General features: G+C 63.4%; 17 protein-coding genes and 1 pseudogene. 9 read left to right on the top strand and 9 right to left on the bottom strand.

Annotation, left to right across the window (positions count from 1 at the left end):
- Nucleotides 1–10: 10 nt before the first annotated feature.
- Genes ACFWPK_RS05980 through ACFWPK_RS05970 form a run of 3 tightly spaced genes read right to left on the bottom strand, consistent with a single transcriptional unit; the run spans nucleotide 11 to nucleotide 3499 of the window.
- The gene (locus ACFWPK_RS05980) at nucleotides 11–775 is read right to left on the bottom strand and encodes a hypothetical protein (protein ID WP_378913433.1); all 765 of its coding nucleotides are present in this window, start codon (nucleotides 773–775) and stop codon (nucleotides 11–13) included.
- Nucleotides 776–777: 2 nt separating this feature from the next.
- Nucleotides 778–3138, bottom strand: coding sequence for a hypothetical protein (locus ACFWPK_RS05975; protein ID WP_378913432.1), 2361 nt, complete (start codon nucleotides 3136–3138; stop codon nucleotides 778–780).
- A 4-nt stretch (nucleotides 3139–3142) separates the two neighbouring features.
- Nucleotides 3143–3499: a hypothetical protein gene (locus ACFWPK_RS05970; RefSeq protein WP_378913431.1), complete on the bottom strand. Its 357-nt coding sequence runs from the start codon at nucleotides 3497–3499 to the stop codon at nucleotides 3143–3145.
- A 1862-nt stretch (nucleotides 3500–5361) separates the two neighbouring features.
- On the opposite strand from ACFWPK_RS05970, the gene ACFWPK_RS05965 reads away from it, so the two are divergent.
- Nucleotides 5362–6156 (top strand): ESX secretion-associated protein EspG, encoded by a 795-nt coding sequence (locus tag ACFWPK_RS05965; protein WP_378913430.1) that lies wholly within the window; start codon nucleotides 5362–5364, stop codon nucleotides 6154–6156.
- 305 nt (nucleotides 6157–6461) lie between these two features.
- Nucleotides 6462–7946 (top strand): MDR family MFS transporter, encoded by a 1485-nt coding sequence (locus ACFWPK_RS05960; protein WP_378913429.1) that lies wholly within the window; start codon nucleotides 6462–6464, stop codon nucleotides 7944–7946.
- Between the two features lie 71 nt (nucleotides 7947–8017).
- Here the strand turns inward: ACFWPK_RS05960 and ACFWPK_RS05955 are convergent, their stop codons facing one another.
- Nucleotides 8018–9607, bottom strand: a complete 1590-nt coding sequence (locus tag ACFWPK_RS05955; protein ID WP_378913428.1) for a glycosyltransferase family 39 protein — start codon at nucleotides 9605–9607, stop codon at nucleotides 8018–8020.
- Between the two features lie 531 nt (nucleotides 9608–10138).
- Here ACFWPK_RS05955 and ACFWPK_RS05950 point away from each other — a divergent pair.
- Nucleotides 10139–10369 carry a hypothetical protein gene (locus ACFWPK_RS05950; protein ID WP_378913427.1) on the top strand — a complete coding sequence of 77 codons (231 nt, stop codon included), beginning with the start codon at nucleotides 10139–10141 and terminating at the stop codon, nucleotides 10367–10369.
- Between the two features lie 1137 nt (nucleotides 10370–11506).
- Here ACFWPK_RS05950 and ACFWPK_RS05945 read toward each other — a convergent pair.
- The 5 genes and pseudogenes from ACFWPK_RS05945 to ACFWPK_RS05925 all read right to left on the bottom strand — a co-directional run bounded on the left by ACFWPK_RS05945 (nucleotide 11507) and on the right by ACFWPK_RS05925 (nucleotide 15264).
- Nucleotides 11507–12412: an ImmA/IrrE family metallo-endopeptidase gene (locus tag ACFWPK_RS05945; RefSeq protein ID WP_378913478.1), complete on the bottom strand. Its 906-nt coding sequence runs from the start codon at nucleotides 12410–12412 to the stop codon at nucleotides 11507–11509.
- Nucleotides 12413–12433: 21 nt separating this feature from the next.
- Nucleotides 12434–12613, bottom strand: a pseudogene (locus ACFWPK_RS05940) (helix-turn-helix domain-containing protein); the annotation flags it as partial.
- Complete coding sequence (locus ACFWPK_RS05935; RefSeq protein WP_378913426.1) at nucleotides 12610–13335, bottom strand: hypothetical protein; 726 nt, start codon at nucleotides 13333–13335, stop codon at nucleotides 12610–12612. The gene ACFWPK_RS05935 and the pseudogene ACFWPK_RS05940, both read right to left, overlap by 4 nt.
- A 644-nt stretch (nucleotides 13336–13979) precedes the next feature.
- Nucleotides 13980–14180 carry a hypothetical protein gene (locus tag ACFWPK_RS05930; protein WP_378913425.1) on the bottom strand — a complete coding sequence of 67 codons (201 nt, stop codon included), beginning with the start codon at nucleotides 14178–14180 and terminating at the stop codon, nucleotides 13980–13982.
- A gap of 613 nt (nucleotides 14181–14793) precedes the next feature.
- Complete coding sequence (locus ACFWPK_RS05925) at nucleotides 14794–15264, bottom strand: hypothetical protein (RefSeq protein ID WP_378913424.1); 471 nt, start codon at nucleotides 15262–15264, stop codon at nucleotides 14794–14796.
- Nucleotides 15265–15782: 518 nt separating this feature from the next.
- Here ACFWPK_RS05925 and ACFWPK_RS05920 point away from each other — a divergent pair.
- The 6 genes from ACFWPK_RS05920 (at nucleotide 15783) to ACFWPK_RS05895 (ending at nucleotide 20900) form a co-directional block, all read left to right on the top strand.
- Nucleotides 15783–16019 carry a hypothetical protein gene (locus ACFWPK_RS05920; protein WP_378913423.1) on the top strand — a complete coding sequence of 79 codons (237 nt, stop codon included), beginning with the start codon at nucleotides 15783–15785 and terminating at the stop codon, nucleotides 16017–16019.
- A gap of 1129 nt (nucleotides 16020–17148) precedes the next feature.
- Nucleotides 17149–17811, top strand: a complete 663-nt coding sequence (locus ACFWPK_RS05915; protein WP_378913422.1) for a transcriptional regulator — start codon at nucleotides 17149–17151, stop codon at nucleotides 17809–17811.
- A 799-nt stretch (nucleotides 17812–18610) separates the two neighbouring features.
- Nucleotides 18611–18811, top strand: coding sequence for a hypothetical protein (locus tag ACFWPK_RS05910; RefSeq protein ID WP_378913421.1), 201 nt, complete (start codon nucleotides 18611–18613; stop codon nucleotides 18809–18811).
- A gap of 556 nt (nucleotides 18812–19367) precedes the next feature.
- Nucleotides 19368–20015 carry a hypothetical protein gene (locus ACFWPK_RS05905; RefSeq protein ID WP_378913420.1) on the top strand — a complete coding sequence of 216 codons (648 nt, stop codon included), beginning with the start codon at nucleotides 19368–19370 and terminating at the stop codon, nucleotides 20013–20015.
- Nucleotides 20008–20451, top strand: coding sequence for a hypothetical protein (locus ACFWPK_RS05900; RefSeq protein WP_378913419.1), 444 nt, complete (start codon nucleotides 20008–20010; stop codon nucleotides 20449–20451). The genes ACFWPK_RS05905 and ACFWPK_RS05900 overlap by 8 nt, the downstream gene beginning before the upstream one ends.
- Before the next feature lie 41 nt (nucleotides 20452–20492).
- Complete coding sequence (locus tag ACFWPK_RS05895; protein WP_378913418.1) at nucleotides 20493–20900, top strand: hypothetical protein; 408 nt, start codon at nucleotides 20493–20495, stop codon at nucleotides 20898–20900.

The raw sequence follows: 20900 nt of genomic DNA, 5'->3' as shown, positions 1-20900 counted from the left end.
CAGTACAAGCTCAGTCGGGACGTCGCCACCTCGGAAACTGTGGCCGAATCGGACCGTAAGGGATCACAGTATCCTCGGTCGACCGCGCTGCGGTCAGATCGGCTCCGAACTCTAAGCCTGGCGCCTGTGTTGCGAACCAGTTGCGGCAATCATGCGGCTCCCATTCTCTAGTTGCTGCCGCTATGTCAGTGATCCGCCAGTCCCCGAACACATTCCAATCAGGCGTACGACGACCACTTTTCGGGATCCCACTCCCCGCAACATCTTGACTTGGGTTCAGGTTCTCAAATTTCACTACGTAAATGCGAAAATTCCCCGCAAATTCGCCTGCAGTCCAATTCTCGCCTGGTTCCGGAACCTGATATTGACACACCTTTGCATTGAGCCACCGGTCATTTATTCCGATCGTCGCAACATGGTCGACATAGGTTGACCGATCCGACTCGAGCCAATATTCGTAGTCGCTGCCCATTCCATCGCTTGCCGCAAATCCCCAATCAAACGAAGCATCTCGGCGCGCCTCCCTAAATCCGGGATAGGTGAAGTCCAGGCCAGCCTTCCGGGAAATCACAGTCGATTCGACAGTCGCACGCACAAGTTCGGCGGCCCTCGAACCCAAGTCGATACCTGGCGCACTCGACCAGACATGCGTCGCTACGGGATCCGCCCGAATCCGGGGAGGCTTCCGGTCACTGACATACATCGCGATACCCGCAACGACCACAGCCACTGCCAGAAAAATTGGCCCGAGGCGCCTCTTCTCAACGAGGGTCATAGCTACCCCTCCTCAGGCTCAGGCTTCTTTGTCGCTGGTATTCCGGCAAGCACCCGGCGATAGGCTTCCTCGGCTACCGATGAGGCCCCTTCCCCTCGATCCATCGAGTCGAACAATTCGACAGACTGCGCAGCCAGTGCGTGCCTATTCGGCGACCGTTGAAGTTCTTCCCAGGTTCGGAGCTCTCCATTTTCGAACAGCTCTCCGTACCGAGACTGCTGCTCAGGTGAGAGCACCATTTTCCCCAATACCTCATGGTTTAGTCTATTGAAGTTCGGTGCCGTGCTGGTTTTCGGATCGTCAACCTCGGGAGTTTCGCCAAATATGGTCGGCTTGATCTGTTCAATACCCATGTCGATATAGCTTCCAACGAATGGCGTGTCGCCGAGAAAAGCCTGGGGCAAGTCAAATATCCCCTGTTTATCCTTATGCCTACTCAACTCATCGCCATAATCTCCATAAATCACCGCCGCGCGCCCCGCGTCGGAACCACCCTGAGCAAGCCCTTCCAGCGTTCCGATCATCCCAAGTTTCGAGGATGAACCGGGCGACGCCGGGGAATTGGCGTACTCCTGCATCATTCGATCCTTGGCTGCCTCAACGGCTTCCGAAACCTTAGGTGCCGACGCTTCGTCCGTAGAGAGAATTCCGAGGATATTGCTCGTACCTCGATAGGTGCCATTGCCGTCTGGGTCCAGCCAGCTCGTGGCTTCCCCCTTGTCATTTAGGGTTACGGGAACCTCGAAACCCGCCGTATTCGACGAGAGCCCTCCAGCCATTGTCTCAATATGTGGTGCGAACCCTGTCGTCAGGGCTTGCGTCAGGTTCGGATTTCGTTCACCAAGCGTGTGATTACCCGCGGCATCCAAGCTCGTCAACTGATCCCATCGGGCCCCTGGGTCACCCCCTCCGGACAGGTACTCGGCAGCAGAGCTCATAATCTTGCCGTGGCGCTCCGCCGCGAGAACATCGGCCGGGTCGTTCCGGTTCTCAATCGTCGCATCACCAGGATTGAACTGGAAGAGTGTCGCGGGCGCTGCACCCTTGTCGGACCAAGCATGCTTAGTAATGTTGTCGTAGAGCTGCTCGCGCTGCTCGTCTGTCGTACGCAACTCACCCGTCACCAGGTCCTTGCCCGTCAACAGCTCCTCCACTGCAGCTTTGTCTTGCCCAGCAGTGGTGAAGAATCCATCTACGAGGCGGTCCGAACTCCCATAGCCTCCATCGATTTGAAGACGCGTACTCCCGACCAAATCATGGTCGTCGTCCTTGTAATCCTCGATCCCGGCAAGGTACTTCGAACCGACATCGAGGAGTTTGCGATCGACGTCGGTTCCGGTCATGTACTGGGGGTCGCCAGCGCCGACAAGCTTGGCGATCGCCTTGTTGTCTGCGACGCCGTTGAGGTTGACCTGCTCATTGACGAGGTACTTCGATTCCTTGGTGACGAGATCGCTTCTCGTGAGCGAGGATTGCATCTTCTGCGGAAGTACGGCCAGACCGCCCTTGCCAGAGTTCGGAAGCTCCTTGTCGGTAGCAGCGACGGGTCCGGCGTTGATCTTCGGATTCGACATGATCTGGAACGAGTTGGCCATCGCCTTCTGTGTCTCGGGCGGCAGCTTGCTCACTATCTGCTCGATCTCCTTCGGGCTCTTGCCATCCATGCTCCGGCCCAGCTCGTTGAGGTACTCCATCTGCGAGGCCGGGATCGTCGAGGAGTCGCCACGCTGCAATGCCGCAAGTTGTTCAGGCGTGAGCTGACCTGCCTCGATAAGTCGCTGTTGGGCTTCAGGGCTCAAGCTCGCTGGGTTGTCGACCAGCTGCTGACCGTCGGAACGAGCTTGCTGCGAGCCGAGCGCGGCCGCCGATACGAATGCCACGCGCAGATCGGCCCCGGCCACGTTCAGCGCATCACGAAGGGTGATGTCGGCTTGCATCGCACTGCGTACCGCCTCGTTCAACTCAGTCTGCAGGTTCGTTAGCTCCTTGGCCTGTTCGTCGGTGGCCTTCTCGAGCGAGAACGCAAGTTTGTCGGAGATCTGATATGAGCGCCGCTCGGCTTCCATGATCGCGCCACGGGCTCGCAGCAGAGGTGCGTTGATTTCCTCGTAGCCCTGCTTTGCCCGGTTACCGATCGCCTCCAGTTTGTCGGCGAGCAGCTGCATCGTCTTATAGTCGGATTGGGCGCGGGCCTGCGCGGCGTCGGCCGTCTGACCTTCCCAGTAGGCACCGTCGACAGTGGTGACAGCCGTTTGATATTCCTGGAACAAGCCTTTGAGCTCAGCCCCGACACCGATCCAGGCGTCGCCGAGCTCGAGCAGCGTGGCAGGTTGGGCAGTCGCGACCCATGTGCGCGGATCCATGTGGTTACGCCGTCCACTCGCCGGTCGCAGCGCCATATGTTGCGGCGATCGCGGCAGCGCGGCTGTCGTCGCTGTTCTTGTATTCGGTGGCCACGTTGACCATCACATCCCCGGTTTCCCCGAGACGTTCTTTGACTGCTGGCAGCAAGGTATTGCGGACCAGGTCGGTGGTGATCTGCTCGCCTGCGGCCACAGAAGCCAGCGCCGGGTTGCTCGCCGGTCCCATTGGCCGCTTCGGCGTTACCTGCTCTGCGCGCGCCGCCAGGCCGTGCAAAGTCGCCCCCAGCCTTCCCAGCACTTCGAGATCGACACTTAGCGTCCCCATGAAAACCCCCAGGTCAGTGGCGAGTAGATCCGGCACATGAACGCGGCAACTCTAACAGCGACCAGGATTCGACGTTATCGGCACCGACGAAGGGACAGGGTCCTGAGTGGCGCGCGGTAGCCTATGTCGACTCCGGCTGCACCGGTCGGGACCTTGGGGAGGGCAAAGTCGATGTCAGGCGAAGAAGATCCAACAGCCGGATTGGACGTCAGTCCGATCCCTGGACTCGGAACCATCGGACCGGCGCAGCTCACACAGTTGTTGAACGCGAAACAAGCGCTCGAACAGGCGATAGGCCGCACCAGCCGTAGCGACCAGGCCCTCGCCGACCTCGGGGCCGGTACCGATCCGGATTTCGTCCAGGGAGCGCTGGATTTCTTCGATAACTGGGAACACCAGAAGATCTACGACTCGGTCAACGGTACGTCAGGCATGAATGTCACAGGTATGGCGACGCTACGCCAAGCCTGGCACGATGGGTTTTCCGAGCTCGCGAACCTTTCCTCGTTCACCACACTCGCCCTGAACCGCATTTTCGGCGAGGGCAAATGGGACGGAAACAGTGGTGACGCGGGCCTTGCCGCAGCGCTTCGGCACGTGCAGGGCGCCAACCAGATCGCTCAAGTCTTCGGAACGATGTCGGACCGCATGGACACGGTTGTTGCGGCGGCCGAGGCCACTCGGGCGGCCGTTCCGCCACCTGTGGCGGTGATGGGAACAATCGATCCCGACGATCCTCTCCAGTCCGTCCTACCGGGTCTGGTGAGTCCGGAGTATATGACGCAACACCGCAAGGCCGCCGAACAGGCTCGCCTTGCAGCGGTAGCCGCGATGAACAATGTCTACACCCCGAACTACCCGCCCACCGGAAATGGTGTGCCTTCGTATACGACGGTGGCGTCAATCGGCGACAACGGAGCCGGTGGGACATCTGGACCGTCGAGTGGCGCTCCGGCATCCTCACCGAGCGGGTCCGCTACCGGCGATCCCGCGACTGGAGAAGATGGAGTGCAGGGCACTCCGACAACTGGCGACCCGTCCGGCAACGGATCAGGGGCTGCCTCGCAGGGCGAGGAGACCAGCGCGGCAGGCTCTGAGTCCGGGTCCGAGACCGCTGCTGCGTCTGCGGCAGCACCGACAGCCGGTCAAGAAGCTGGAACCCGGACTGGAGGAACCCCGGTCGGCACAGGTGGGAGCCCATCCGGAGGCGGCGCCGGGGGCGCTGGCACCCCAGCAGGCGGGCTCACAACTGGCTCGCCGAGAACCCCTGGCGGCACTGGTGCAGCGCCAATCGCAGGTACCCCAAACTCTGGCCGCTCTGGCCCGGCCGGCGGAGCTGGATCTCCTGGCGCCGGTACGGCTGGCAGAACAGCTGGTCACCCGATGGGCGCGCCGGGCGCGGGAGCCGGGCGTCGTGGTGGCGGCGGAGACGACGATACGGAAAAGTACGCACCCGACTATTTGCGTGGCATCCAACCCGACTGGCTGTCTGGCATCGCCGCAAATTCCGGCGTGCTCGGGGAGAACCCGGAGCTCGGCGAAGCCCGTGACGTTCCCCTCGCCCGCCCTCGCCCGGTGCCTACCTCGGTCGTAGAGTCGTCGTCGGCCGGGTCTGATCTTCCTGGCACGCCCAATAGTGGAGCCACCGCAGCTGCAACTACCTCATCGAACACCACGACCTCGCCCGCTTCCCCCGCGAACGATGTACCCACGTCGGCTACATCAAGCGGTGCGGCCACGTCCACAGCCGAAGCCACCGAGGCGTCGGATACGCAACCATCGACTACTTCGGTGACTGGCGAGGCGCCCATGCTGGATGACCTCTTCGCTGAATATGGCTGGGCGCCAAGTGAATCCACGCCGCCCGAGACATCTCCTGCGTCCGATGGGACCACTACGTGACCAAACCTCCCTCTTGGGACCTGGGTCCTGACGAGTTCGCGTGGCTATGGAAGACCCAGACCGAATTCGACGAATACGAGTATCCCGATCCAATGCAGGTGGTTGAGACACCACGCGATCAGGATGAGTACGCGCTCGTGACATCGGCACTCGTGCGCAAGTACGAAAAGGGACTCGAGCCATCACTGCGGGTGGCACTACAAACCCTGGCCACTTCAACAGTTCGAGTATGCGGGTACGGAACACTGGCAGACAGTGGTCAGGTGCTGCGTTCCCATGTCGCGCTGACGGAAACAGCAGGGGCCGTGCTATTTCAGCGGCCGACGGCCGCTGACGGACGGGTGTTCAGGTTGACCGTATGCCGCCCAGACGACGCGCTGACATACTTCGCCGCCACCCTCCCGCCCGCTCCTCCCGGCGGTGCGGGAGCCATGCACGGCTACACCCCTCGCGTCCGCGGCGACGAAAACGTGACTACGTGGATGCAATCGAACGACGGACGGCTCCCCGAAGATGAGCGCATCCGAAAGTTGTTGCGTCTGCGTAGATACGCGGAGGGGCAGGTTGCCATCGAATCGGGCTTGCGAGGCGGGCGTCCGCTGCGGCCCGCTTACCTCAGTTGGATCGACATCGCCAGAGGGTTCGCCGCTGGTCGGTACATGATCGAGGTGACGGAGACGGATGCCATCGTGATTCCCGCGTCGCCAGATGTACTCATCGGGATCCTTCGTAAGAAGGTGGGCAATCCCAAGGATCATCGCCGTGACGCCGAATGGGCTCACGGCATCTAGAGCCAGGATCCGACCGACGGACGTCGGCCTAAAACGAGTCGGAACGCGGCGGTGACCAGGCTCACTATCCGGTTCGGTAATCCATGCAGATTCCCCTGTGACCTGCTCCTTTCGCTCCATACCGACCAGCGCGCAGCCGAAAAACCAGATGATTTGTGTCGGACCCGACCGGAATACTGACCGGCGCCCGATGAGTTGGACCGACGGAATCCGTCTTTTCTCGTGTGGTGCCGCGACGTCGTCGACTCGGCATCGGGCCACAGCTCACGCCCCGCCGTTCCCCATGCTCCCCGGAGGTCACCCCGATGCCAGCCGATCTGTCCACGCCGACGACGAAGGGCAAGACACCGACCGTCATCCGCGTGCTGGTGCTCGCGACCTTCGTCGTCATCCTCAACGAAACCATCATGATCAACGCCATCCCGCGGTTGATGAGCGACCTGCAGGTCACCGAGGTCGCCGCGCAGTGGGTCTCCACCGCGTTCATGCTCACGATGGCCGCGATCATCCCCAACACCGGCTGGTTCCTGCAACGGGTCACGACCCGGCAGGCCTACGCGGCCGCGATGGGCGTGTTCATCGCAGGCACCGTGATCTCGGCACTCGCGCCGACGTTCGCCGTGCTGCTGATCGGTCGCGTCATCCAGGCCGGTGGCACCGCGGTGATGATGCCGCTGCTGATGACCACCCTGATGACCGTCGTGGCGGAGCAGGACCGTGGCCGCGTGATGGGCAACGTCACCCTGGCCATCTCGGTCGCGCCCGCCATGGGCCCGGTCATCTCCGGCCTGATCCTGCAGATCGACATCCCCGGCGTGGAATCGTGGCGGTTGCTGTTCGTGGTGATGCTGCCGATCACCGGTCTGGTCACCTGGCTGGGTCTGCGTCAGCTGGAGAACGTCGGCGAGCCGCAGCCAGGCACGCTCGACCTCCCCAGCGTGGCGCTGGCGGCCCTCGGCTTCGGTGGACTGGTGTTCGGGCTCAGCAAGTTCCACGGTGACAGCTACACCACCGCGGCGCTGATCACCGCCGGTGGTGTCGCGCTGATCGCGGCGTTCGCGCTGCGCCAGCTCAGCTTGCAGCGCAACGGCACCCCGCTGCTGGATCTGCGGGTCCTGCTGCAGGGCACCTACACCAAGGCGCTGGTCCTGATGTCGATCGCGTTCCTGGCGATGATGGGCTCGATGATCCTGCTGCCGCTGTACCTGCAGAACCTGCGCGGGCTGAGCCCGCTGGAGACCGGCCTGCTGGTGATGCCGGGTGGTCTGGCGATGGGTCTGCTCGGCCCGACCGTCGGCAAGTTGTTCGACAAGTTCGGTGGGCGTGCCCTGGTGATCCCGGCCTCGATCGGCATCACCGCCTCGCTGGCCGGCTTCACCCAGATCTCGATGGATATGCCGTACTGGCAGCTGCTCGGCCTGCACATCCTGATGATGGTGTCGCTGGCCGCGGCGTTCACTCCGGTGTTCACCCTGGGTCTGGGCGCGCTGCCGATGAACCTGTACTCGCACGGCAGCTCGATGCTCGGCACCCTCCAGCAGGTGGCGGCCGCCTTCGGTACCGCCCTGGTGGTGACGGTCATGTCGGCCCGCAGCACCTCGCTCATCGACGCGGGCACCGCACCGGCCGAGGCCACCCTCGACGGCATGCGCCTGGCCTTCCTGATCTCGGCCCTGCTGGCCCTGGTCGTCATCGTGATGGCGGTCCTGCTGCCGAACCGCGCGGCGGCCGACCCGCACGCCGCGCCCGTGCAGGACGCCGCGGACGAGCCGGAGCTGGTCAAGAACTGACCGTAGTTACGACAACGAACCCCCGGTCACGATTCGCGACCGGGGGTTCGTCGTATCTGTGGTGTCTCAGCTCAGTGCGTGGGTCGCGTAGTCGTGTTGGGGTCTCGCCAGAGGCCGAGGTCGAAGTACAGCGTGGTCATGGAGTCCCACATGGTCGACCACTGCTGCTTCGGGCCCTTGCAGACCCAGACGGCGGTCATGCGGTCGATGCCGGGAGTGCCCTTGGGGTCGTCGAGGTGCACGACGCGCTCCACCTCGGCGAAACGGGTTCGCAAGTCGGCTTCGGCGGTGTCGAGTCCGACGTAGATCACCGAGGTCGCCGAGTTCGGTGGCGGGCCGAAGAAGCCGAAGCCCCGGCTCGGGCTGTAGGTGGCGGGCAGGCCGTACTGCCCGCCGAATTGCTCGACCGCGCCTGCCTGCGGATAGCCTTGCGCGACGATGACGGCGTCGGCCTTCTCCGCCGGCGTCAGCGTGGTGTAACCGTCGTTCACAGCGGAAACCATCAACGACCAGTTCGTGTTTCCGAAGAACGCCGTCCGTAGCCCGAGATCGATGGCATCCTCCGACTGTGGGCGCCAGCTGGGCGACAGCGGAATCACGGTGAGCGTGATGATGGTCGTCAGCACCGAGGCGCCAGCGATCGGCACCAGCGCTATGTTCATCCACCGTTTCCGGTCGTACTGCCAGAGGCCGACGGCACCGAAGGCGAACATGGCGGGGAACAGGCCCCCGGGGTAGTAGGGCCTGCCGTGCGTGATCATGACGAACGCGGTCATGATCACCAGCGCCACCGGGATGAAGCGATAGGGGCGAAGCGACTCCTGCTTGAACGCCGCCCAGAGTCCGATCGCGAGCAGCAACGTGCCCATGATGCCGGCCAAGATGGGGAACTGCGGCAGGAATCCGATCGGACCGTAGCCGGTGGCGTCCTGTTCCGCGCCGATGACCGAGCCCATGGCCAGCTGTGGCCAGTTGTGCTGTGACTGCCAGTAGAGAATCGGGATGAGGGACGCGGCGAGGATGCCGGTTGCCACCCACAGCGCGGGGCGGCGCAGCACTTCGCGGGGGCCGCAGACGATGACCGCCAGGCCGAGGCAGGCCCAGACGATGGGGATCATCCACTTCACCTGCATATCCAGGGCGGCAACGAGACCCGCGACGACGATCAGCCAGTCCTGGCGGGTGCGAACCCAGCGAATGAACAGCCAGGTGATCACGGCGGTGAGGGTGGCGTCGAAGGAGAACGTGCTCATGACGACTTGGTTGGCCGCCAGGCCCGACAGCGCGTAGGCGGCCGCGGCGAGCATCTGAACGCGGTGGCTGCCCCGGAGTTCGTAGGCGATCAGCGCCGCCACGACCACCGCGCCAACACACATCAGAACGGCGGGGAAGCGCAGTGCTGTCACCGATCCCGGTGCGAGCTGGTCGGCGATCCAGGCGAACAACGGCACCACCACGCCCTGATCGGCGTAGGTGTAGTCGAGTCGTCTTCCGGCGGAAAGGAAATAGAGTTCGTCGCCGAAGAAGTCGTAGCGTCCGGCCGTCGCTGTCAGCACTACTGCGGCAATCGCAGCGATCAGCGCGACGCCACGAAAAGCGAACGACGGATGGGTATTCGGAATATCTTCAGGCTCGGTACGAACCTCGATGACCGCTGTCATGAACTGCCTCTGACGCTTTCCAACAGACGCGTTCGACGCCCCCTCCCGTGGTGGCGTCACATCTGTTCGCTGGTGAAACGATTCCTCCCCGGCAGCGAACTTGATGAGCGCGGGCGCTCGCGGTCCTGCGCGGATCACGTGATTTACAGAAACGTTACTGCCATTCAGCAGGGTCCGCAAATGCGCTGACCTGCACAGTAATTGCCATTTTCGGTGTATCGGCTATTACCTGGACAGCGTTACCGATGTGACAGACATTACGGTTTAGGCAGTATGCGAATAAGTTGATTCCCTGCTGTGCGGCAAAACGAAGGTTTCACAATGCAATTCGGCATCGTCAACACAGGCAGTCAAGCCCCGAATATTCAGGGCCTGGAAATGGAAAAGCCCCTTACTCACCGGTATTTATTCATCAATCGTGCCTGCCGTCGAGCGAGCAGCCGGTGCGCCACGGCAATTGGGGGCATGTGGTCGATCATTATCGCGCCTAAGGTTCGTGCCGCACAGCTGGACGTAGAGAAGGGACGACAGATGTCGAAGTTGGTACGTGGTGTGATGGTGGCGGCAACGGCCGTGGCGCTGGCGACCGGAGCGCCCGCGGCGGCCTTCGCCGCGGCGGGCGATTCCGGCTCGTCGACCGGTTCGCTGGACAGCCGGTCCCTGACCTGTCAGATCAAGACACTGCTCGAGTACGGAACCCTGAGCGCGGGCGAGTCCGCGATGTGGAACATCCCGGAGTGCTCACCCTTCTGGCAGGGATAAGGCACGCACAGAGAAAGGGCCCGGTCGGTGACCGGGCCCTTCTTGTGTGGAGCTAAGGGGAATCGAACCCCTGACCTTCTCGGAGCGCGCGGCACAGACAACCGTGGCCCACTCCGGACAACTATCGACTACCAAATCAGCACGCCTACCTGGGGAAATGCGCTCCGATACGACAACTATCGACAACGCCGGACAACGCTCGACAACGGCGCGTTCAGCCGAATTAGTGGTGACATAGTGGGATCCCCGCCCCCTGCCACCGCGCTGGAGAGCCACTCGCCCTGCGCCGAGATCGACGATCGCGCACCCCAGATCGAGGCCGCCTGAGAGTGTGCCAAGCCATACGAGCGATCGGCACGGCCCCACCCGACCCGATCCACACGTGATGATCACACACCGCCTTCTGGCCGAGCCGTGCATCTCGCCGCATCGCCGCATCGCCGCATCGCCGCATCGCCGACAGATACAAGCACCCAGCGATCGCGCGTCACACCCACGAGCACCGCACTCACGACCTTCTAGAAAGACGCCGTCCGGACAAGCCAGAGAAGTCGAGCCGAGGTGGCATGATCATCGAGCAGATTCCCGAATGGCTCACATGCAGGAGCCATCAATAACGGCATGAACGGCTCTCGACGATCGTCCTCTGCACGGGAGCAGATCGAGAGACGAAAGCTCTTACTCCGGCGAGCGGGGCCAAGATCACGTGAGCCACGATCGCAGACCGATCGACGCTAACGCCGTGGCGCCGACCCCCACGATCCCGCCAGGCCACGCCTGCGCGGCAGGCGCCTTCAGAGCACGCAACGCGAGGTGGCCGACGCCCGCCCGACTCGCGCGCGACGACATCGAGAGCTGGGACAACAGCCATCTCTCGCGCGATCGGATTCACCCGCCCCACCACAGCTGATCCTGCGCTCCCCCGACCAGGGTGCATGTGCAGACTAACCCCCAAGATCGACACTGTGCGCACGCTCGTTCAGCCGTGCGCACAGTGCAACCGACCGTGCGCACAGTGCAACCGACCGTGCGCACCCGCACTCGACCCGTGCGCACGCCGAGAAGTCCGAGAAATCTGCCGTGCGCACACCCTGCAGCGCAATGTTCTCAGGCGCTCTACCCAGCAGATACACAATCTCACACGACAGTGAGGCGCGGGCGAGGCGATCCATCCGCGACCGTCCGCGACCCGTTTCCCTCGTGCTGGGTCATCGTCAGTCCGAACAGGTACTCGGTCACCCCTTGGGGAGTGAGACCGAACTCCTTGGCAATGTCGCGCACCGTCATCCCTTGCCCACGCAGCCCGGCGAGCACTTTACCCAGCACCTGTGACGATTCATGGACAAGCGCCGAGCCTGGCTCCGCAGAGCGGAATCCACGCTTGCTCAACTCCACCAACGCTGCGCGATATGTCCAGTCAGTCATCAAACCCAGCGCATGCAGCCGGTTCGCCAGCGCTGTCGCGGACACGTTCCATCGAGCCTTCGCACGGATGATCTGCGCCACGCTCGGGTTTCGCAGACCCACCGCCAGAACATCATTGCGAGGCATGAGCAGCGCGCTAGCGAACTGATTCGCCGCAGCTTCTGCCTCGCGCCCGTGCGGCACAGCATGAGCGCAGTGAATACACAGGTGCCCGAGCTCGTGAGCCGCGTCGAACCGTAGCCGCTCGGCGGTCTTACTGGTGTCGAGGAAAACGAACGGAGTACTACGGCGGTAGAAGCTGAAGGCATCGACGTCACGGAAGTCACTGGCAATGCTCATGATCCGAACGCCATGCAGCTCCATCGTCGCGAGGAGATGCCTGATCGGGCCTGGGCCCAGACCCCATGCCGCGCGGAGCATCTCGGCAGCGACTTCGGGATCGCGGTCGGTGAGCGGTTGAATATCATTGGCAGGCAGCGTGAATCGCTGCTCGATCCAATCCATGATCGCCACACCCTGCCTCCCGGCGGCACGAGCACGATCACGTTCCCGGGCCGTCATCTTGGTCAGGGCACGGAAACTGACCGCTTCGATCTCGAGCAGGTCCATCTCGGCCATACCGAAGAACTCCGGTAGCACCCTCAACACCCGGGCCAGCTCAGCCCGCCGCTCTCGCGAAGGTTCCTCCGAGCCGTTCTCCCACCTCTGAACGGTCTTGTCGGACACCTCGATCGCTGCGGCCAAGTGTGTGCGTGCCATCCCGACTCGCCGTCGAGCGAAGGCGAGTCGAGAGGGCACGAACTCACGTTCCGGGGTCATTTGGGAATGACCGGAACCTCAGGCCCCCCGTGATCATCACCGTCTGAGTCGATATTGATATCGACACCGCCGAGTTCGAGCGGATCCAAGATGATGCGCTCGAGCCAATCGACGGGATATTCGCGGTCGTTGAGCCGACCAGGCTTGCTGATCTCGACGAACACGCGGTCGGCAGCTCGATGATGCATCAGGTACCACACCTCCCACATCCCTTCGACCGTCGGACTGGAGGGAAAGGACTCGTCGATGCTGTCGAAGCCCTCGGCGACGAACCGCTCCCCCGTCAGCGCGCAGCTACCTTTGGGCCACTTGGTCGTGATGTATTCATCGTTCCCCGGCGTACCCGAGTATTCGTTGCCGACCGCTACGATGATCGCCAGTCCCCGCCCTGGGTGAACCGTTCGAGCCACGTTGCCGCGCTCATCCTTCTTCCAGCCACGCGGGAACAGGAGTTCGCGCAGTACAGCGACACCGGCGCCGTAGGCGTGCTGCCCCGGCATCCCGGGCGGCGCGAGCGGGTGGGTGTTGTCGGCAGCATCGACTGCTGCGCGGATCACGATGTCGAGGATCTCCTGTTCGGTCAGATCGAAACGCACGAGCGGATCGGGACCGGGTTGAGGGAGTTGCTTAGCGTAGAGCAGGGCCACTTCCCCGCCTTTCATCTGGACCACCGGGATGATGTCCAGAAAATCTACCACATATGAGGTTGCGTTTCTGGACACCGGCGCAGGCTTTCGCGGCTCCCCGACGCCGCGTTTGCGATTCAGCCCAAGACTACCCGGTACCACACGTCGGTTCGAACAAGGTTTCGACCGAAGGGAGTCGAGAAGCGCAACTGAGCCCTACGCCTTCATCTCCCGAGAGCCAGCATTGGTCGAGTCCCGCCACCGAGCCGAGAGCCTGTAGCCCTCGACAGGCACCGGTGCCTGTCACGAGTTCGCCGCGAGCTCTAAGGACCTCTGACAGAGCCCCGATGAATCATCAGCTGCTGGGCGTGCTCGACTGCGAACAGCGGGGGGCTCGCGCAAGACCGCACATGCGGTCAGGGTGTACTGCGGATGTTCGGAGTGCTCAGGCGGCCCGAACCCGTGTTCCACCTCCAAGATCGTCAGTGTCAGCCCATCGCCAGGACCGTCGATCTCGATGACGTCGCCCTGCGCGCGGCATTCCTGGTGTGTGGCAGTAGAACTGGATAGCGAGGACATCAGGCCGGTCGTAGTCCGCCGGATCAGGCACGTCGAGATCGACCAGGAACCGCACCCAGCCTGTCGGGACAGTCACGCTCGGCCCCCTGACTGTTCGGTCTCCCCGGTCATGTCGCCCAGGCTATCCCGTCACACTCACTGCGACGCGGGGATCGGATCGGCTACTCGTCGGCCAGGGGTAAGCCGCGGCGTTCGGCCTCTGCCCGGTATTCCTCTGCCATGGCACGAATCTCGGCAGCGGCCTCGTGCTCACCCTGCTGGTCGTACACCCGCGCCTTGGCCTTGTAGTAGTTGATGTGGCTTAGAACGTCGTCGTCCGCTTTGGTCTCCGGCTTCCCGAAAGACGGTGTCCACGATGGCATGCCCGAAATTCTGCGCCGCGCTCAGCTGCCGCCGCTGTTCGCCACGCGGTAGGCGTTGATCGACGGCTACCGCTCAGGAGGGACACTAGTTCTAGGGCGCAGCACGACGACTGGAACCCCTTTCCCAGGAGCTGCTGCGCCTGGAAGGAGGAAATGGTCGTGCACACAGCTGCAATCCCGGCCCGTGTGAGCAGTTAAGCACTGGGACAAGGTTGTCTCGAAAGCCGCAATGGCGGGCGGGGCAACGGCCACCGTCTTGGCGAGCGACTCACACGAAGCGATGATCCTCGTCGGCCTGCCGGGACTCTTGGCAATCCTGGTGATGACAGGCGTCATCCTCCCCGCAGTGTGGTCGAGTAAGAGAAGCCGTCGACGCGCGGCGCTGGTAGTACTCGACACCCTGATGCGTTGGACCGGAAGCGACCACAGGAAGAGGTCGCGAGGATGATGGCCCGCAGACGCGCGAGGGGCCCGCCCCATCGCGCCGCCAGAGAGGGCGGTGTGGGAATCGATCGGTTCTCGACAGAGCGAATCCTCGGTCGCCCGAGGCTGTCAACGCCGTCGAACAAACATGTCGGAAAGCCAGGCAGCGAGTACTTCATGCCGGGCCCTGCTACCCGGTGCGGTTGGAGAAGGGCCGCTGCCTGTACATCGCGACGAAGTCGGCGATCATGGCCTTCTCCGCGGCACGCGCATCGGCGACTACCTGCCAGCCCACCAACAGCTCGGCGCTGTCGGCCAGCTGCCAGATCATCCGGCCGCCCCAGTGGCCCACAGGGTGACCGGCACCGTGTCGGCGGTACTCGTCGAGCCGCTTGCGCAGCCCACGTGTCCTGGACTGCCCGGCAGCGGCCTTGCCGATGTAGAGCACAGGCTCGCCTGGCACCCACGCCGCCTGGAGTTCTGCCAGCGGCAACGTGGGGTCCTTGCCTTTGAACCACCCCGCCGGGCTGGCCGACAGAAATACCGGAGTGGTCGTTGCGGTCCGGACGACCACATACACCCCAGGCTCGGCAGGCACGCCCGCGGCGGGCAATCCCGAGAACGACACGAATCTGCCGAACCCATCCAGCGCGAAGTTCATGCTGGCGATAATGGTCTATGAGGGCGAGGGATAGCCGATCATCCGCTTGCGACGATCGAATATCACGCAAACTGGAACCTGGTTCCGGTCTCCTGAAACTCGTTTCTGTGGTGGATCTCCGTAGCGGAGGGTCGGGTTCGGTACGGGAACACCGAACCCGACCCTTATGCCTGTGCGTGCTCGTCCGGACCAACAGACTGCGCGCAGACCTCCGGCGACAAAACCTAGTTGGGTGTCGTGGGCAAGGTCGAGTTCGTCGGCACGGCTTCTACTTTCGCCAGGGAAGACACAACACGCCGAGAACTCCAATCGAATCCAACCAGGTCGGACAGGTGATGAAACGCCGCCGGACACAAGGGGCGAAGGTTGCAACACGCAGCACGTTGCCGTGGGCGGGGTTGTGCGACAACGATGGCAGGCAGCTTCGCATGGGCCGGGTACGACGGGAATCGCGCTCGGCTGCAGCCATTCGAGGTGTTGTCAGTCTCGTCCGGACCACTGTGCAAAGGAATTTCGTCATGCGTCGTCGAAATGTGCCGCGTCTCACGTTGGGGCTGCCGCCCTCGGTACAACCTCTAAGTCCCCGTCAGCGCGTGCTGGTGTTGGTGCTGGTGTTCGTGTTCTACATCGCGCTGATGGCGTCGGGGCTGTCCCCTGAGCTGGCGATCGGAGCGGTAGCGGCCGTGGGCATGGTGAGTGCCAGGATCGTGGCGATGCTCAATCGTGGCGACAATGTCACGAGCCTGGCCACCTGATACACAGGACACCCGGCTCGCCGCGTTCATAGCGGAGTTGCAGACGCTTCGCGGCGATCTCTCGTATAGGGAGATCGCCGCAGGTGCGTACTACTCCTCCACTACGTATTGGCGCGTGACGAACACGGCTGTCCTGCCCGACTGGAAGGTCACCGAGGCCTTCATCCAGTCCAGTCTGAACGCCCGCGACAGACGCGACGGCGTGCAACGCGACGAGGTGGGTCGCAGGGCGGAACTGCAGCGGTTAAAGCGACAGTATGACGAGGTGGCCCCTCGTATTCCGGCCGAAGGTGTAGCAGCTGTATCCGGTCCCGCACCGTTGCCGGACAACGGTGAAACGCCGGACTCGGCACTGCGAGGACTACGCAGCTGGTCAGGTCTATGCATCCGGGATCTGGCCCGACAATGCCGGATTGCCCGAAGCACGCTCGCGGACAAGCTGAGTGGTAAGTCTGTGCTGACCTCACGGGAGGTGTACAGCATCGCGTTCGCGTGCGTTCAAGCCCATCAGCCCGATACGGCAGATGCAGTGGCCAATCACTACGCCGAGCACCATCGTTCCTCTGGCGCAGAAGCACCGCGAAGACACCAGCCGCCGGCACCGGAGGCTAGCGACGAGGCGCGGCAGCGGCATAGCCGAGTGTTGACAACACCACCGCCCGAGGTAGTGACGCAGCAGACCTCGGCATCAGATCAGGCACCGAGGAATCGGGCCTCGCTGTCGGCTCCAGTGCCGCCAGGTTTTGGGTCTGCTGCCGCTCGCGTGCCGCACAGGACTCTATCCGCAGTCACCAACGGGGCCAGTAGTCGCCCTGCAGGGGGATTCAATTTCACCCAGGCGACGGATCGGGCCGACAGCGTGGTCACTCCCGCAACGCTGGTCACACGTGAAAAGTTCGCGCAAGCCTTGGTCCAGCTGAAGCGCGCTGGCGGTATGTCGAACAGAGCGCTCGCTGCCCGCGCGGGTGCCGCAGCGGGAACGATCCCAGGGTGGTTTGCCGGGGCGTCTCTGCCCGGGCCGGACAGTGATGACTTCAAACGAGTTCTAGCCGTGCTCGGCGAAGCCGAGCGCTATGGCGAATGGTGTAAGGCGGCGACACGGCTCAGAAACGAGTACAGGCAAGACGGCGTGCCATCACAGTTCGGCCAGCCGTCACCGCACTCTGACAGTCTCGAGCATGACGACTGGTCGACCGATCCATCGAGCGATTTCGGCAACACCCTCGTGCCAGGTATTCACCTCGAATGCCTCGGCGCCGCAAGGCTTTTACGCAACGGTAGGCCGATACCACTGCCGCCGCGCCAACTCGAGATCCTGGTGCTGCTCGCGCTCGAGCCCGACGGCTACACCCCCGAACAGCTACACGCCGCGGTCTACGGTGAGCGGGCGGTGTCGCTGAACACGCTCAAAGCCGATGTGTCGCACCTGCGCCGCACCACCCGCGGTGAGATCGCGAACCGGCGCTACATGCTCACCGGCGAGGTGTCCTGCGACGCGGTGGACCTGCTGGCCGCCATCGAGGGCGGCGACCTCACCTCGGCGCTGTGGCTGTATCGCGGTCCGCTGCTGCCGGGTTCGGATGTGCCCGGCGTCGAACGGTGGCGCGCCCACCTCGACGTCGGTATCCGCAATGCCGTGCTGGGCAGCGACCGTCCCGAACACGCGGTCGCGTTCGGGCGGCGCTGCCCCGGCGATGCCGCTGTGCACGAACACGCCCTGCTGCTACTACCTCGCGACGATGTCCGCCGCGCCGTGGTTACGGCCCGACTTTTCACCGCACGCCAGGGCTGAACTGCACCAAACCTCGCCGGTGCATGGCCACAATTTTCTCTGCACTCCGAACGTGAACTGTCAGCCAAAAACTGACAGTTCACCCAAGCGCCTTGATATTCCAAGAGATCTGACCGAAGACCGGGTGTCGAGAACCGATCGGTTTCCGACAGCTCCGCCACCAAGGCCGAGCAGGTATATGCGCGACGTCGACGAACGTGTCGAGATCCGGCAGCCGCCGACCGGCGCTCAACGGCAGCCTTTGTTGGCACCGTGGTCCCTGCGGTTCCGCACCGCTGGGCGGTGGGTTCCGGTGTAGCGAAGTACCTTCAGCGCGTCAGAACGCCGGTCCGGGTCTGAATGCATGACCGCAACGACACCCGCAGTCAACCGCAGTAGGCCGTCGTGCCGCAGCCACCAGGCTAGCCCGCCGACACCGCCGAACACCGCTGCGCTGCCGGTGAGCACCTCAAACATGTCCACCGACGTTACGGCCGCCGTGAGCCGTGAAGTACCAAGAAATTTGGTACTTCACAGGGTCGTCGAACCGGCCCCTGGCGATCTTCCTGGATCTGTTCATGCGCGGAAGGTAGCGCCGAAAACAGCTGCCGAGGGGGTACGGGATGTACCCCTATTCAATAGGTACGGCGGCCGCAACCAGGTGTCACGTGCACGCGCCGGATACGCAGCCCGGACGCGTTGAATACCAACGACACCCGGTCCTGACCTTCGGTAAGCGGGCGAAACCGGTGGCTGAGCCTGCCGAGTTGCTGCCGCGCGTGACCGAAATCCCGGCGCTGCGGTCGCCTAAGGTGTACCGATGCAGATCACTCTTCCTCTGACCCTGACGGATTCGGTCACCCTCGGCGAGATCGAACAGTTCGTCAAGACCGCCCGTGAACTCGGCGCCACCGATGAGACTCTGATCGAGGTGAGGGGGCTGGAGCGCGACGAGGACATCCTCGACGGACTCTTCCTCGACAGCACGACGATCAAGCCGTCGTCCGAGACTGCCGCATAGTCACGCGTTCCCTGCGCGGCACTGCTTTCGGCGGCCTTCACCTCGCCGTGTACGACGGCGAGGTTGACGCCGACGCCGCGGGAGATCTCGCGTAGGGATTGACCTTCGGCGCGGCAAGCTAGGATCACGCGGCGTTTGTCGTCGTCGATGACCGTGGGCCGCCCACCTTTGCGGCCGCGCCGGGCCGCGGCATCCAGGCTGTCTCGGGTCTTGCGAACAATCCAGGTCCAGGATCAGGCTGCGTTCGGTATATTCGCTGGCCGCAATCCCATGCAGTACCTTGACCGAGATGCCCTGCTGGAACAGATCGTTGAGCACGCCAGCCCTCAAGGAGACTTCGGCCGAGCCGGTCAGTCTCCTGCACGGTCAGCAGATCGCCGGCCACAAGTAGGCCAGGGCGGTTTGGAGGCCTGGCCAGTCAGCGACCTGGAGGCGCCAACAGGGCCCCACGCGTGAGTGTTCGAAGTCGTTTCAGTAGCGCTCGAAGTGTTGTCCAGTGTCACGCCTAGGTCTGGTCAGTGCTAACTCTCCGGTGCGTCGCGACGATGTCATGGCTATGTTGACCAGCCCAGATGATCTCGACAAGGTTGTGGCCTACGTCAAGTCGCTCGGCCTCGAACCGCGCGAGGCTGAGCGCCGATGGGACCACATCGGCGGTGTGATCGTCGATGCGTCGCTGCAGCCGCGGACGAAGTACAAGACCGTGGTCCTCCCACGGGTTCGCAAGGTGATCTCGCAGTGGCCGGACGCGGCTGTGCTGTCGGGCTTTCGGCGCCGACTGGAATCCGATGACCTGTCGGAATTTCTCAGCTGGCGCCCGACCTCGCGCAAGCTCACCGTCATCACCGGCCTCACCGCGGCGATGCACGCGTTAGGGATCGAGACGGTGCGCGAGCTGGCCGCCTGCTACGACGGGGGTGACCGTGAACAGTCGACGCGGCGCGCTCTGCGCCAGGTCAACGGTGTCGGGCCTAAGACCGTCGACTACATCGCGATCTTGACCGGCTCGACCGGGTATATCGCTGTCGACACCCACATCGTCGGCTTCGTTCGCGCCGCCGGTGTCCCGGGTGGTGACTACCGTGCGATCAATGCCCTGATCACTCAAGCCGCCAGCGAATTGGGTTGCAGTGCAGGGGCCCTCGATGCGGCAATCTGGAACTACATGAGCGGCAGCGATCGACGAGGGGGCACCGATGCGTGAACTGCCCCAACTTCCACCGCGTGGCCGGCTCTATCTCGCCACCGGCACTTCGTACCGGAAGGCGTTGAAGGACTACTTCAACCAGGAGGGCAACGCGAAGGTCTGGGTCATGGACTACGGCTACCGCGCCGGCGATCTCATCCTGACCACCATCCCGACCGTCCCGCGGATGTTCATCGCGCTCGAAGTCGCGGCGGCCGACGGCACTGCGGGACCCCACATCGCGGTCGACTGGGACCGCAGCGTCGAGTTCCGCAACGGCATCCTGGCTGATGCGGTCGCTCAGCGCGCAGGGATCGAGACGTTCGACTACCAGTCCTACTACACCGGATCGGAAGCTCGACGCATCCGCAAGGCCCTCGACGAGGAATACCGGCTGGACCGGCCTTGGTTCACTCCCGAGCGCTGGACCGACCTGCACGACAAGCGGAATTAACCCGGGATGCGATCCCGGAAGTTCAGACAGCGCGGCAGGCGGTGGCGCTCGCCCAGGACTACGAGAAAGGGCAGCATAAGTGGCTCGCGCACATGCGCGGGAGCCGCCGCATCGCCCAGCTGTTCGATCGAGTCGCTCCGATGTACTGGAACGCCGACTACAGCAGGGAATACAAGGAAACGCTGGTTTTCTCGCTCAGCCCGAACGGCTCTGTCGTCATGAACAAGGCGATGATCATGATCCTGGGCAGCGAGTGCCTCAAGGTCTGGCGGCGGAGCAAGATTGTCTACCGCGTACACCCCGGCCTGGCCGCCGGTCTCGCCGACACCCCCCCGGCGAGGCAGCCGAGGCCGGGCCGCGGGCGGGGTCCGCCGCCTATCTTCGGAGGGCGCATCGGCCGGTCGGGTCTCGTGCTTCAGCCGAGACCCGACTTGGATGTCGGTTGCTAG

This window comes from Nocardia sp. NPDC058519 (genome assembly GCF_042719755.1).
GTDB lineage: Bacteria > Actinomycetota > Actinomycetes > Mycobacteriales > Mycobacteriaceae > Nocardia.
Note: the sequence above shows the minus strand (reverse complement) of the source record. Positions and strands in the feature narration are given on the sequence as shown.